This window comes from Tsukamurella paurometabola, assembly GCF_900631615.1.
Classification (GTDB): Bacteria; Actinomycetota; Actinomycetes; order Mycobacteriales; family Mycobacteriaceae; genus Tsukamurella; species Tsukamurella paurometabola_A.
Map to the genome: position 1 here is coordinate 1,043,268 of NZ_LR131273.1, position 14,257 is coordinate 1,057,524.

Annotated in this window: 11 protein-coding genes; 3 read left to right on the forward strand and 8 right to left on the reverse strand. The window is 71.9% G+C overall.

What is annotated here, in order from left to right; genetic code table 11:
• Positions 1-163 precede the first annotated feature (163 nt).
• Both ELY19_RS05470 and ELY19_RS05475 read right to left on the reverse strand, forming a co-directional pair.
• Positions 164-805 carry an SGNH/GDSL hydrolase family protein gene (locus ELY19_RS05470; protein WP_164711524.1) on the reverse strand — a complete coding sequence of 214 codons (642 nt, stop codon included), beginning with the start codon at positions 803-805 and terminating at the stop codon, positions 164-166.
• 85 nt (positions 806-890) lie between these two features.
• Positions 891-1,865, reverse strand: a complete 975-nt coding sequence (locus ELY19_RS05475) for an SGNH/GDSL hydrolase family protein (protein WP_126195313.1) — start codon at positions 1,863-1,865, stop codon at positions 891-893.
• Positions 1,866-2,053: 188 nt separating this feature from the next.
• On the opposite strand from ELY19_RS05475, the gene ELY19_RS05480 reads away from it, so the two are divergent.
• A complete protein-coding gene (locus ELY19_RS05480; protein WP_164711525.1) occupies positions 2,054-3,202 on the forward strand; it encodes an FAD-binding oxidoreductase in 1,149 nt (382 codons plus the stop codon).
• A gap of 120 nt (positions 3,203-3,322) precedes the next feature.
• Here ELY19_RS05480 and ELY19_RS05485 read toward each other — a convergent pair whose 3' ends face one another.
• From ELY19_RS05485 to dnaK, 4 genes are read right to left on the reverse strand one after another with little or no spacing between them, the layout of a single operon-like run.
• On the reverse strand, positions 3,323-3,721 hold the full coding sequence (locus ELY19_RS05485; protein ID WP_126195315.1) for a heat shock protein transcriptional repressor HspR: 399 nt from the start codon (positions 3,719-3,721) through the stop codon (positions 3,323-3,325).
• A gap of 2 nt (positions 3,722-3,723) precedes the next feature.
• The gene (gene dnaJ / locus ELY19_RS05490) at positions 3,724-4,956 is read right to left on the reverse strand and encodes a molecular chaperone DnaJ (protein ID WP_126195316.1); all 1,233 of its coding nucleotides are present in this window, start codon (positions 4,954-4,956) and stop codon (positions 3,724-3,726) included.
• Between the two features lie 15 nt (positions 4,957-4,971).
• Complete coding sequence (grpE, locus tag ELY19_RS05495; RefSeq protein ID WP_126195317.1) at positions 4,972-5,541, reverse strand: nucleotide exchange factor GrpE; 570 nt, start codon at positions 5,539-5,541, stop codon at positions 4,972-4,974.
• A complete protein-coding gene (gene dnaK, locus ELY19_RS05500) occupies positions 5,541-7,382 on the reverse strand; it encodes a molecular chaperone DnaK (protein ID WP_126195318.1) in 1,842 nt (613 codons plus the stop codon). The genes grpE and dnaK overlap by 1 nt, the downstream gene beginning before the upstream one ends.
• 332 nt (positions 7,383-7,714) lie before the next feature.
• On the opposite strand from dnaK, the gene ELY19_RS05505 reads away from it, so the two are divergent.
• Complete coding sequence (locus tag ELY19_RS05505; protein ID WP_126195319.1) at positions 7,715-8,032, forward strand: hypothetical protein; 318 nt, start codon at positions 7,715-7,717, stop codon at positions 8,030-8,032.
• A gap of 69 nt (positions 8,033-8,101) precedes the next feature.
• Here the strand turns inward: ELY19_RS05505 and lon are convergent, their stop codons facing one another.
• Positions 8,102-10,441, reverse strand: a complete 2,340-nt coding sequence (gene lon / locus ELY19_RS05510) for an endopeptidase La (RefSeq protein ID WP_126195320.1) — start codon at positions 10,439-10,441, stop codon at positions 8,102-8,104.
• 169 nt (positions 10,442-10,610) lie between these two features.
• Positions 10,611-12,635 (reverse strand): heavy metal translocating P-type ATPase, encoded by a 2,025-nt coding sequence (locus ELY19_RS05515; RefSeq protein ID WP_126195321.1) that lies wholly within the window; start codon positions 12,633-12,635, stop codon positions 10,611-10,613.
• A 69-nt stretch (positions 12,636-12,704) separates the two neighbouring features.
• Here ELY19_RS05515 and crtI point away from each other — a divergent pair, with 69 nt between their 5' ends.
• Positions 12,705-14,192 (forward strand): phytoene desaturase family protein, encoded by a 1,488-nt coding sequence (gene crtI, locus ELY19_RS05520; RefSeq protein ID WP_227967201.1) that lies wholly within the window; start codon positions 12,705-12,707, stop codon positions 14,190-14,192.
• Positions 14,193-14,257: the final 65 nt, after the last annotated feature.

Here is a 14,257-nt window from a genome sequence, read left to right on the forward strand (position 1 = left end):
CCTCAACGCGCAGAAGCTTGAGTCTGTTCCGCTCAACTCGGAGATCGTGGGTGACCCACCTCACAGCGCGATCGAGACTACGGGGCGGCGCCGGCCCCTGGCGAAGGGGCCGGCGCCCCTCGGTCACGCCCGGAGGTACGACGGTGCGCGCAGTGCGCGACGGTCACGCCAGCGCGGCAACGCGCTCCGCGAGCTTCTGATGCGTGGCGGCATCGGGATGACCGTCGCTACTGGTCCCGTAGACCCAACCCTCACTGAGCGGGGAGATCACGGACACCGACGGATCGACGGCGCGCGCGGCGTTCACGATGGCGGCCTCGGTGGCGCGGGCGTCGGAGCCGCTACCGCGGACCGTCGGGAACACGGTGATCAGCGCGACCTTGGCGTTCGGCGCCTGCGCGCGAACCGTCGAGATCACCTGCCGCACCTGGCCGTCGATCGCGGACGTCGAGGCGCCGACGTCGTTCGAGCCGGCCTGCACCACGACCAGCGCCGGATCCCGCTCCTGAAGCTTCGCGGCGCGGGTGAGCCCGGCGATCGCCCCGTCGTTGTAGCCCGCACCGCTGCGCGCACTGAGGTACACCGACCGGCCCGCGATGGCGCTGATCATGCGCGGATAGGCGACGACTCCGGCGACCTCGTAGCCCGTCGAGATCGACGCGCCGATCACGACGACGGGCCGGGAGTCGGCGGTACGGACGGCGGAGCCCGGCTCAGCGGCGACGGTGCCGGCGGACGCGCCGACCACCGATGCCATCACCGCGGCTCCGATTCCGACCATTGCACCGAAACGCGACACGCTCATGCCGACATCTTGACACAACAGTCGCCACATGCATAACTTCCGCGACTTTTTTCACAAGCGCATCAGCCGCATCAGGCCGGCGTGGTCAGACCAGGCCGGCGACGCGCTCCGCGATGCGCAGGTGGGCGCCCGCGCCGGGATGCCCGTCATCGGCGGCGCCGTAGGTCCAGCCCTCGTTGAGCGGGGAGATCACGGCGACACCCGGGTCCACGGACCGCGCGGCGCTGATGATCGCGGCGTCCGTGCTGCGGGCCGCGGCCCCGCGGTGGATCGACGGGAAGACGGTGACCACGGCGATCCGCGCGCCCGGCGCCTGCTGCCGCACGGTCGCCACGACCTGCCGCACCTGGCCCGCGATCAGGGCCGGCGGCGCGCCGACGTCGTTGGTGCCGGCCTGCAGCACGACCAGGTCGGGGTTCTGCGCCGGCAGGTTCGCGGCGCGGGTGAGGCGGGCCATGGAGCCGTCGGCGTACCCGGCGCCCACGCGGGAGCTGACCCGGACCGGGCGCCCCGACAGCGCGGCGACCCGGCTCGGGTAGGCCTGCGTCGCTGCGACGGCCTTGCCCGAGGAGACGGAGGCACCGATCACCACGACAGGGCGACGGTCGGAGGTGCCACCGCGGATCTCTCCGGAGACCGGCCTGGCCACGGCGGACGCGGCCCGCGTCGTCGCCGGCCGCACGGCGGCCTTCCCGGCCTGCGGCACGGCGGCCTTCCCGGCCTGCGGCACGGCGGCCTTCCCGGCCTGCGGCACGGCGGCCTTCCCGGTGTGCGGCACGGCGGACGCCGGGGCACCGCCGGGCTGCGCGACCGCGCGCTGCGCCGCGACGGGCTTCCCCGCCGGCTTCCGCACGGGCGTCCCGGCGGGCTGCACGACGGCGGACTTGGGCACGACGACCGGCTTCACCCGCTGGACCGCCGTGGTCGCGGGGCCTTCGGCGGCCGGGCCGGTGTCGGCGGAGGCGGCGCCCGCGGCGATCGGCGCGAGGGCGATGCCCGCTCCGACGGCGATGCCGTATCCGATGCGGCGCGCGCGGCGGCTGACTCGCAAAGCGACCATGCGATGGAACCCTCTCTTCGAGCTCGTCGATCCCCTCGGCACGGCGTCCGCGCCCGGGAGAAAGATACTCGACGGAACGAATCCGCGCCGCACCGGGCGCGCCGTGCGCGCAGCGGTGTGACGGATGCAAAGCCGCAGGTAGGATGGGGCCGTTCGGGACGGCTTCGGAGGACGGGAGCGGGGCAGCAGTGGGTTCGCATGCACGGCACGGTCTGGCGCAGATCGCGGCCGACCTGAAGCCGGTGGCGGACGATTTCACGAAGGGCCTGTTCGCCCGGCTGTTCGCGATGGACCCGTCGCTGCGCGACCTCTTCCCGGCGAACATGACCGGGCACCGCGCGACGTTCATGCGCGTGCTCGATCACGTCTTCACATCGATCCCGAAGACGGAGGGGCACGACGAGCTCATCGAGTTCCTGGCCCAGCTGGGCCGTGACCACCGCAAGTACGGGCTCACCGAGGCCCACTACGCGACGATGTCGGCGGCCCTCATCGCCGAGGTGCACGCCGTCTACAAGCCGCACGGCGGCCTCGATGAGGAGGACGCCGCGGTCCTCGAACAGGGCGTGCACCTGCTCACCGGGGTGATGCGCGGCGGCGCGCACTCCGATCCGACGCCCGCCCGCAGGACGGCCCGCGTGGTGGACGTGCTGCGGCCGCACCCAGGGCTGGCGGTGGTGCGCCTCGTCGCCGACGAGCCGCTGCTGTTCCGGCCCGGCCAGTACGTCGAGACCCAGATCCCGCAGGTGCCGCGCGTGTGGCGGCCGCTGTCGCTGGCGATGCCGCCGAACACGCAGGGCCAGCTGGAGTTCCACATCCGCTCGGTGCCCGGCGGCTACCTCTCCAGCACGGTCTTCGGGGAGAGCCGGCCGGGCGACGTGTGGCAGTTCGGGCAGGTCCACGGGCTCCTGCGGCCCGACGGTGACCGCCCCGTCACCATGATCGCCGGGGGCACGGGCCTCGCCCCGATGAAGTCGATGCTGCTGGCGATGGCCATGAACGCCGACAACCCCGACGTGCACCTCCTCGTGGGAGCGCGCTCGCCGGGGCTGTTGTACGACGCGGACGCCCTGGTCCGCCTCGCGGCCACGAATCCGTGGCTCAAGGTGACGCAGGTGACGGACGCGCGGCGGGATCCGTGGTGGCTCAAGCATCCCGCGACCGCCTACCGCGCGCTGCCGCTGCGGCACGGCTCGCTGGTGGATGCGATGGACGGCCTGGACCTCGCCGGTCACCGCGTGCTCATCGCCGGCCCCAAGGGGCTCCTGCGGGCCGCGAGCGAGAAGGCCGTGGTGCGCGGCGCCGCGCCCGAGGACGTGGTGCACGACCCGCTGTAGCTCCGCTCCCAGCTGGGAGCCGGACTCCCCGTCATGAGCAGGGGTCCCGTCGTGAGCCGGGCTCCCCGTTGCTGCAGTCGGTGGGACGCCCGCTCCCAGTTGGGAGCGGGCGTCCACGGGTCAGCTCTTGCGGCGGCTCCTGGGCTGCCAGACCACCATCGCCGAGCTCTTCGGCACGTGCACGAGTTCGCCGCCGGAACGGCGCGCGGACTCGAGCTGAGCGGTCAGCTCCTCCACGCGCCGCTGCAGCGCGTCGACCTGGTTGGTCAGGTCGATGATCCGTTTGATGCCGGCGAGGTTCACGCCCTCGTCCTGGGACAGGCGCTGCACCTCGCGGAGCAGGTCGACGTCGCGCGAGGAGTAGCGCCGGCCCCCGCCCGCCGACCGCTCGGGCGTCACGAGCCCGAGCCGGTCGTACGTGCGGAGGGTCTGCGCGTGCATCCCCGCGAGCTGCGCAGCGACCGAGATCATGAACACGTGCGCGTCCGGATCGTCGGGGAACTGCTGGTCGACGCTCATGATCACGCCCCCGCCGTGCTTCCGGCACCGGCCCATCCGCCCCGCGGGTCGAAGCCCGCGGCGCGCTCGGCCTCCGCGTAGTCGCGCAGCGCCTGCTGTGCCCGCTCGTCCAGCGAGGGGGGCACCGCGACCTGCACCTTGACGAGCAGGTCGCCGTGGCCGCCCGCCCGCTTCGGCACACCGCGCCCGCGCACCCGCAGGGTGCGGCCGTCGGTCGTGCCCGCGGGGATCTTCACGCCCACCGGCTGTCCCAGCGTGGGGACGGTGACGGTGGCGCCCAGCGCCAGCTCCGCGAAGCTCACGGGCAGGGTGACCAGGAGGTCGTCACCGTTGCGGGTGAAGACGTCGTCGGCGCTGACGTGGACCGTGACGAACAGGTCGCCCGACGGTGCCCCGCGCATCCCGGCCTGCCCCTGGCCGGCCAGGCGGATGCGCTGGCCGTCCTTGACGCCGGGCGGGATCTTGACGTTCACCGTGCGGGTGCGCACGGTGACCCCGGTGCCGTTGCAGTCCGTGCAGGGATCGTCGATCACCGAGCCGGTACCGCGGCAGTCCGGGCAGGGCTCGGAGAAGCTGAACGCTCCCTGGTTGCGGCTCACGAGACCGGAGCCGTTGCAGGACTGGCACACCCGCGGGCTGGTGCCCGGCTTGGCGCCGGAACCGTGGCAGGTGGTGCAGGGCGACGGCGAGGTCAGCGTGATCGGCGTGGTCACGCCGAGCGTGGCGTCCCGGAAGCCCAGCGTCAGCTCGGATTCCAGGTCGCTGCCGCGGCGCGGCCGCGTGGGCTGCGGCCCGGGGCCCTGCCCCGCGCCGCCGCGGTTGAACAGGCCCTCGAAGATGTCCCCGAATCCGCCCCCGCCGTTGCCGGAGGCGGCACCGTCGAAGATGTCCGAGAACGAGAACCCGCCGGATCCGCCGCCCGTGTTGCCGAAGCCACCGGAGCCGAATCCGCCACCGCCGCCGTAGCCGCCGGCACCGCCGGAGCCGAACCGGCCGCTGCCGAACAGGCGCCGCGTCTCGTCGTACTCCTTGCGCTTGGCCGGATCGGAGAGCACGGCGTGCGCCTCGGAGACCCGCTTGAACCGCTCCTCGGCCTGCGTGTTGCCCGGATTCGCGTCCGGGTGCAGCTCGCGGGCCAGTTTGCGGTAGGCCTTCTTGATCTCGTCGGCACTCGCGCTGGAGCTGACGCCCAGCTCCTTGTAGAAGTCCTGTTCAACCCATTCCCTCTGTGCCACTGGGCATCACCTCCTTTATTGCTCGTCCTGGCTCGGGGCCTCCGCCGGACGGTCGACCACTGCGACCATCGCGTTACGGATCACCTTGCCATCGATCTGATATCCCTGGCGCAGAACCGCTCCCACCACGGGATCGGCACCGTCGCCCTCGTGCTGCACGGCCTCGTGGATGGCGGGGTCGAACTCGTCGCCTACCTCGCCGAAGGCCTCGAGGCCCAGGGCCTTGAGCACGCCGTCGAGCTTGTCGGACACCGACTTCAGCGGGCCGGACTCGAGATCGCCGTGGCTGCGGGCGCGGTCCAGGTCGTCCAGGACCACCAGCAGCTCACCGACTACGAAGGCCTTGCCCGCGGCGCGGGCGTCCACCACGTCACGCGCGGTGCGCTTGCGGTAGTTGGCGTACTCGGCGGTCACACGCTGCAGGTCGGCGGTGAGCTCCGCCTCCTTGTCCGGCGCGGCCTCCTCGACGACCTCGGCGTCCGCCGTCTCGCCCGGTTCGGCCGGGGCCGCGGCGGATTCCTCCGCCGCGACCTCCGACTCCGGGGTCACCTCATCCGGCTGCGCCGGATTCTCGGGACTCGTCATTACTTGGCGTCCTTCGGGTCCTCGTCCACGACCTCGGCGTCCACGACGCCGTCGTCCTGCTGGGCGCCGGCGGCGGCACCGTCGGCCTGCGCCTCAGCACCGGCCTGCGCGTACAGCGCCTGGCCCAGCTCCTGCGACTCGGCCGAGAGCTTCTCGACGGCGGCCTTCACAGCGGCGATGTCGGTGCCCTGGAGCGCCTCGTTCGCCTCCTTGATGGCGGCCTCGACCTTGGTCTTGTTCTCCGCCGGGACCTTGTCCTCGTTCTCCTTGAGGAACTTCTCGGTCTGGTTGACCAGCGACTCGGCCTGGTTGCGGGTCTCCGCCTCCTCGCGGCGAGCCTTGTCCTCCTGGGCGTGGGCCTCGGCGTCCTTGATCATCCGGTCGATCTCCTCCTGCGACAGCCCGCTGCCGTCGGAGATCTTGATGGTGTTCTCCTTGCCGGTGCCCTTGTCCTTCGCGGTCACGTGCACGATGCCGTTGGCGTCGATGTCGAAGGTGACCTCGATCTGGGGCACGCCGCGCGGCGCCGGCGCGATGCCGGTGAGCTCGAAGCTGCCGAGCAGCTTGTTGTGCGCGGCGATCTCACGCTCGCCCTGGAAGACCTGGATCTGCACCGACGGCTGGTTGTCGTCGGCCGTGGTGAAGGTCTCGGACCGCTTGGTGGGGATGGTGGTGTTGCGCTCGATGAGCTTGGTCATCACGCCGCCCTTGGTCTCGATGCCGAGGCTCAGCGGGGTGACGTCGAGCAGCAGCACGTCCTTGACCTCGCCGCGCAGCACGCCGGCCTGCAGGGCGGCGCCCACGGCGACGACCTCGTCCGGGTTGACGCCCTTGTTGGGCTCCTTGCCGCCGGTGAGCTCCTTGACCAGCTCGGTCACGGCGGGCATACGGGTGGAGCCACCCACGAGCACGACGTGATCGATGTCGCTGACCGAGATGCCGGCGTCCTTGATGACCGCCTGGAACGGGGTGCGGGTGCGCTCGAGCAGATCGCTGGTGATCTTCTGGAACTCGCTGCGCGAGAGGTTCTCGTCGAGGAACAGCGGGTTCTTGTCCGCGTCCACCGTGATGTACGGCAGGTTGATCGACGTGCTCTGGCCCGAGCTCAGCTCGATCTTCGCCTTCTCCGCGGCCTCGCGCAGACGCTGCATGGCCATCTTGTCCTTGGTCAGGTCGATGCCGTGCTGCGCCTTGAACTTCTCCACGAGCCAGTCGACGATGCGCTGATCCCAGTCGTCACCACCGAGGTTGTTGTCACCCGAGGTCGCGCGGACCTCGACGACGCCGTCGCCGATCTCCAGCAGCGAGACGTCGAAGGTGCCGCCACCGAGGTCGAAGACCAGGATGGTCTGCTCCTTCTCGCCCTTGTCCAGGCCGTACGCGAGCGCGGCGGCGGTGGGCTCGTTGACGATGCGGAGCACGTTCAGGCCCGCGATCTGGCCGGCCTCCTTGGTGGCCTGACGCTGCGCGTCGTTGAAGTACGCGGGAACGGTGACGACGGCGTCGGTGACGTCCTCGCCCAGGTAGGCCTCGGCGTCGCGCTTCAGCTTCATCAGCGTGCGGGCGCTGATCTCCTGGCTGGTGTAGTCCTTGTCGTCGATCTTCTGCGACCAGTCGGTGCCGATGTGGCGCTTGACCGAGCGGATGGTGCGGTCGACGTTCGTGACGGCCTGGTTCTTGGCGGGCTGACCCACCAGGACCTCACCGTTGCGCGCGAAGGCGACCACCGAGGGGGTGGTCCGCGAGCCCTCGGCGTTCGCGATCACGACCGGGTCGCCGCCCTCGAGGACAGCGACGCACGAGTTGGTGGTGCCGAGGTCGATGCCTACTGCACGTCCCATATTGATTTGCCTCCTGATAGTTCTGCTACAGATCCAGACTTCAGCGCCCCCGGCTCAAGGGGCGAACATCTCAGTTCTACCCCATTGAGCGGAGCACGCTCAAGTAGTACGTCCTGTCCAACGGGCGGGCCGACGGAATTGTTCCCGAATTCGCGAAAAAGTTGAGCGGAGGTCGCTCAAGGCATGTTCTCCCTGGTCACGCTGCCCGACGGTGCCGCCCTGGGCACGCCCGGGCACACCCGCCCCGCCGCCGCGGACCGCGGGGAATCCCAGGGGTCGACTGGGTAGTTCCACGGATCCGCCGCCACTCGCGACGGGGTGGACTGGAGGGCATGACGAACACGGTCTGCACCGAACACCGCGACGCGCTCCGAACCCGCGTCGCCCGCGCCGCCCTCTTCGCCAGCGGCGGGGCGTACGGATGCTTCCTCCTGATCGTCACAGCCGCGCTGGGCAGCAACGACATCGACGACCTCGACGCGCTACTAGGGCCAGCGGTGATACTCGCTCTCGCAACTCCCGTGCTCGCCGCCATCGGCAGCTTCTGGGGCCTCGGCCCCTGCCGGATCGCCTGCACCACCGTGCTCGCCATCACCGGCCCGGTCGTCGGGATGATCGTCATCGCCGTCCTCGCGGCCGCGTCGACCTGAGCCGCCGGCTCCCCACGAAACGCCGAGCGGGCGGGCCGCCGCAGCGACCCGCCCGCACCGTCGAACCCGCTAGGCGGCGACCTGCGCGCTCTCCGTCACCGGTTCGAGGGCCTGCGCGACGATCTCCGCGACGTCGACCATCGGCCGGACGTCCAGGGCGTCGAGGACCTCGGCGGGGACGTCGTCCAGGTCGGGTTCGTTGCGCTGCGGGATGAGCACCGTCGCCAGGCCGTTGCGCTGCGCGGCCAGCAGCTTCTGCTTGACGCCGCCGATGGGCAGCACCCGGCCGTTGAGGGTGACCTCGCCGGTCATGCCGACGTCGCTGCGCACGCGCCGCCCCGTCAGCATCGACACCAGCGCGGTGACCATTGTGACGCCCGCCGACGGCCCGTCCTTGGGGACGGCGCCGGCCGGGAAGTGGATGTGCACCGTCCCGTTCAGCGCATCCGGGTCGATCCCGAAGTCGGCGGCGTGCGCCTGCACGTACGACAGGGCGATCTGCGCCGACTCCTTCATCACGTCGCCGAGCTGGCCCGTCAGCTTCAACTCCGGGCCGGACTCGCCGGGCGTGTGCAGCGCCTCGATGAACAGGACGTCGCCGCCCATGCCCGTCACGGCGAGGCCGGTCGCGACGCCGGGCACCTCGGTGCGCTCGGCGGTCTCCGGGGTGAACCGGGGCCGGCCCAGGTACCCCTTCAGGTCCCCGACGTCGACGACGGTGCGCCCGCCCTCCGACGAGGAGGACTGCTCCACCGCGACCTTGCGCAGCGCCTTCGCGAGCAGCCGCTCGAACTGCCGCACGCCCGGCTCGCGGGTGTAGTTCGCGGCGATCTCGCGCAGCGCCTCGTCGGTGACGGTCACCTCGTCGGGTGTCAGCGCCGCCCGCTCGAGCTGCCGCGGCACCAGGTAGTCGCGGGCGATCGCGACCTTGTCGTCCTCCGTGTAGCCGTCGAGGGTGACGAGCTCCATGCGGTCGAGCAGCGCCGACGGGATGTTCTCCACCACGTTGGCCGTCGCGAGGAAGACCACGTCGGACAGGTCCAGATCGAGGTCCAGGTAGTGATCGCGGAAGGTGTGGTTCTGCGCCGGGTCCAGCACCTCGAGCAGGGCCGCCGCGGGATCACCGCGGTAGTCGGAGCCCACCTTGTCGATCTCATCCAGCAGCACAACGGGATTCATCGACCCCGCCTCGCCGATCGCGCGCACGATCCGGCCGGGCAGCGCGCCCACGTAGGTGCGACGGTGCCCACGGATCTCCGCCTCGTCCCGCACGCCGCCGAGGGCCACGCGCACGAACTTCCGCCCGAGCGCCCGGGCGACGGACTCGCCGAGCGAGGTCTTGCCGACGCCGGGAGGCCCGGCGAGCACCATGACGGCCCCCGATCCGCGGCCGCCGACCAGCGACATACCGCGCTGCGCGCGGCGCGACCGCACGGCGAGGTACTCGACGATGCGGTCCTTCACGTCGTCGAGGCCGTGGTGGTCGGCGTCGAGGATCGCCCGCGCACCGTCGAGGTCGTCCGAGTCCTCGGTGGTGACGTTCCACGGCAGGTCGAGGACGGTGTCGAGCCAGGTGCGGATCCAGCCGGCCTCGGGGCTCTGGTCGGTGCCGCGCTCCAGCTTGCCGACCTCGCGCAGCGCGGCCTCGCGGACCGTCGAAGGCAGGTCGGCGGCCTCGACGCGCGAGCGGTAGTCGTCGGCGCCGTCGGGCTCGTCCTCCCCGAGCTCCTTGCGGATGGCGTTCAGTTGCTGGCGGAGCAGGAACTCCTTCTGCTGCTTCTCCATCCCGTCGCGGACGTCGGAGGCGATCTTGTCGCTCACCTCGGTCTCGGCCAGGTGCTCGCCGGTCCAGTCGATGAGCCGTTGCAGGCGCACGTCGACGTCGCCGGTCTCCAGCAGCTCGCGCTTCTGCTCGTCGGTCAGCCACGACGAGTAGCCCGACGTGTCCGCCAGCGCGGCGGGGTCGGTGAGCCGGTTGACGGCGTCGATGACCTGCCACGCCTCGCGGCGCTGCAGCATCGCGAGCACGACCTTCTTGTACTCGGCGGCCAGCTCGCGGGTGCGCTCGGTGACCGGGGTCTCGTCGACGACGTCGACCTCGACCCACAGCGCGGCGCCCGGGCCGGTGGTGCCGGACCCGATGTGAGCGCGCTGCTCGCCGCGCAGCACGGCCACGTACCCGGACTGTCCGGGAACCCGCCCGACCTGCACGATCGACGCCACGACGCCGTGCGTCGGGTAGCGATCGTCCAGGCGCGGGGCGACGAGGAGCCTGCCGCGCTCGCTCGCGCGGCCGGCGTCGACGGCCGCTTGCGCGGCGGCGTCGTCCAGGGGGATGGGCACGACCATGCCGGGGAGCACGACGAGGTCGGGGACGAAGAGAACGGGCAGTGAGATCTGCTCAGACATGGGACCTCCAAAGTTCAGTCTGCCCCGCTCAACGTCGATGCCCGGCCGGGTTGTTCCGGCCGGGCATCGACGTTCGCCCTCAGCGGATCTCACGCCACCGCGGGCACGATCACGCTGCTGCGGGCTCGCGTTCCGGGCGTACCTCGTGCTCCGCTGCGCGCCCCCCCGGTCACGCTGCCGCGGGCTCGCGTTCCGGGCGCACCTCGTGCTCCACCCCGTCATGCTCCCGCCCCACCTCGAAGCGCAGCAGTCGCAGCGCGTTGGCGACGACGATGAGGGTCGAGCCCTCGTGGATGAAGACCACCGGCCCCATCGGCATGCCGAGGAAGGTGACGATCACCAGGAAGACGACGACGCCGAGCGCGGCGATGAGGTTCTGCCGGATGATGCGACTGGTCTGCCGGCTCAACCGCACGGCGAAGGGCAGGCGGCCGAGGTCGTCACTCATCAGCGCGACGTCGGCGGTCTCCAGCGCGACCGCGGAGCCGGCGGCACCCATCGCGATGCCCACGTCGGCCTGCGCCATGGCGGGCGCGTCGTTGACCCCGTCCCCGACCATCGCGCACCGTCGGGCTTCGGTGCCCGCGCCGGCCCCGGAGAGGTCCCGGACCTGCGTGACCTTGTCCTCGGGCAGCAGCCCGCCGAGCGCCCGGTCGACGCCCACGTCGCGGCCCACGGCCTCGGCCACCTGCTGGTGGTCGCCGGAGATCATCACGATGTCGGTCATCCCGGACTCGCGCAGCCGGTCGAGCACCTGCCCGGCCTCCCGGCGGGGCGTGTCCATCACGCCGATCACGCCGAGGAAGCGGCCGCCGCGGCGCACGATCATCAGGGTGCGGCCGCTGGACTGGAGCCGCTCGACGTCGGCGGCGACGGCACCGTCGAGCGCGATGCCGGCGTCGCTGAAGAGCCGCTCGTTGCCGATCTCGACGGTCTCCCCGTCGACGACGGCGCGGACGCCGCGCCCCGTGACGGATTGCAGGTCGGAGGCGGTCAGCACCGTCGACGTCCGCGCGGCGACCGCCTCGGCGACGGCCGCCGCGAGGGGGTGATCCGAGAGTTTCTCGACGGCCAGGGTGGTCGCGAGCAACTCGTCGAGCTCGACGCCGGGCGCGGCGACGGTGTCGGTGACCCGCGGCTCACCCCAGGTGAGCGTGCCGGTCTTGTCGAAGGCGATGGACGTGACGCGGCCCAGCGTCTCGAGCGGGGCGCCGCCCTTGACGAGGACGCCGGCGCGGGCGGCGCGGGCCACGCCGGCGAGCACGGCCGACGGGGTGGCGAGCGCCAGCGCGCACGGGCTCGCGGCGACGAGGACGGCCATCGCGAGGTAGAAGGCGTCGTCGAACGGATTGCCCAGCGCGAAGTACCCGACGAGGAAGACGCCGATGACGAAGGCGATCACGGCCGGCACGTAGATGCGCTGGAACCTGTCGAGGAAGCGCTGCGTGGGCGACTTGGCCTGGTCGGTGGAGGCGACGAGCTCGACGACCTTGCTCAGCGTCGAGTCCTTCGCCAGCGCGGTGACCCGCACGACCAGGGCGCCGGAGCCGTTGACGGTGCCCGCGAAGACCTTGTTCTCGTCGGCGACACGACCGGCCCGAGCGGGGTCGAGCGGCTCCTTCTCGACGGGCATGGACTCGCCGGTGACGGCGCTCTGATCGATCGCGGACCGGCCGTCGACGACCACGCCGTCGGAGCTGACGCGGGCGTTGGGGCGGATCAGCACGAGATCGCCGACGGCCACGTCCTCGACCTGTCGGTCGACGAACTCGCCCGCCGTGGTCGACGGTCCGCCGACGTGCACCAGCGCGGTGCGGGGCGCGAGGCCGGCGAGCGCCTCGATCGACTTGGACGCCCGGGCCAGCGCGAACTCCTCGAGCGCGTGGCCGAGGCTGAACAGGAAGAGCAGCACCGCGCCCTCGGCGAACCGGCCGATGGAGGCGGCGCCGATCGCCGCGACCAGCATGAGGAAGTCGACCTCGAACTTCCCGGCCAGGGTGGACTTGATGGCGGAGCGGATGGTGAAGAAGCCGCCGAAGAAGTAGGTGGCGAGGAAGAAGGCGGTGCCGACGTCGGGCAGCTTCAGTGCGTACTCGGCGATCATGCCCGCGGTGTACGTGACGCCCGAGGCGATGGCGAAGCCGATCTCCCACCGCGCCGAGTGGCCGGATTCGTGGTCGTGTTCTGCGCTCATGAGCCCGAGCGTATGTCACATATGCATACATTGCAATATATTTCTCGGAGTCCTTCCTAGACTCGTCCCGTGCACATCGGAATCATCGGGGCGGGGCTGTCCGGGCTGTCGGCGGCGCTGCACCTGCTCGGGGCGGGTCACCAGGTCACCGTCGTGGAGCGGTCGCCGCAGGTCGGCGGGCGCGCCGGGACCGAACGCGTGCGCGGGCACGTCATCGATCCGGGCGCGAGCGTGCTGACCATGCCGGAACTCGTCTTCGACGCACTCGCCGCGGGCGGCCTCGACCGGCCCGCCGCCGAGGACGAGCTGGACCTGCTTCCGGTCGTGCCCGCGTACGCGGGCCGCTTCCCGGCGCTCGACGCCGGGAGCGGAGCGAGCGGGTCGAATCGACGCGGCGCCGGACTGCCGCCGAGCGTCCTGCACGTGCCCGGCGACCTCGCGGTCGACGAGCACATGCGCTGGCAGGAGGCGATGTTCGACGCCGCCTACGAGCGCTTCATCGGCGGCGACGCCGCCTGGTCCTCGTACGCGAATCCGCGCGACCTGGCCGCCCTCGGCCGGCTGGTGAAGCTGGGTGCGCTGCGATCGATGCAGCACCAGGTGGACCGCCGCGTGGCCGACCCGCGCGCCCGCCGGATGCTCACGTTCCAGGCGCTCTACGCCGGGGTCGCGCCGTCGGCGGCGCGGGCGGTGTACGCCGTGATCTCGCACATGGACGTCGGCCTGGGCGTCTGGTACCCGCGGGCCGGGATGGGTCGGGTCGCGTCCGTGATGGCGGACCAGGTGCGGCGCGCCGGCGGCGCGCTCCTCCTCGGGCACGAGGTGATCGGTCTCGACGGCCGGCGCGGCCTGGTCACGGGCCTGCGGGCCCGGACGTCGGCGCGCGTGCACCAACTGTCGTTCGACGGGGTGGTGCTCACGGCCGACGCGCCCGTCACCGACCGGCTCATCGCGCCGCTCGGCGGGCGGGCGCCGCGGCGGGTGCGGCTGTCGCCGTCGGCGGTGGTGGCGCACCTGGACGTGGATCCGGACCTGCAGGACCACTGGCCGACGCAGGCGCACCACACACTCGACTTCGGCGCGGCGTGGGAGCAGACCTTCGCCGAGATCACCGCGACGCGGGGCCGCGGGCGGCTCATGAGCGACCCGTCGTTCCTCATCACCCGGCCGTCGGTCACGACGGGCGAACCCGGCCCGGTGAGCGTGCTCGCGCCGTGCCCGAACCTGGAATCGGCGCCGCTCGAATGGGATTCGATCGGCCCCGACTACGTGCGCGACGTGCTGCGGACGCTGGCGGGCCGCGGCTACCGCGGCATCGATTCCGCGGAGATCCTCCGCGTGGACACGCCCGCCGACTGGGCGCGGCAGGGCATGTCCGCGGGCACCCCGTTCGCCGCGGCGCACACCCTCACCCAGACCGGCCCGCTACGCCGCCCGCAGCGCGTCCCCGGCATCGCGAACGCCGTGCTCGCCGGGTCCATGACGCACCCCGGTGTCGGCGTGCCGCCAGCACTGATCTCCGGACGGCTCGCCGCGCAGGCGCTCGGTTCCTCGTGAAACCGGCCGAATCCGCGACGGGAACGCTCAGGGCGATCGCCGACGCGGAATCGGCCGATTCGTCG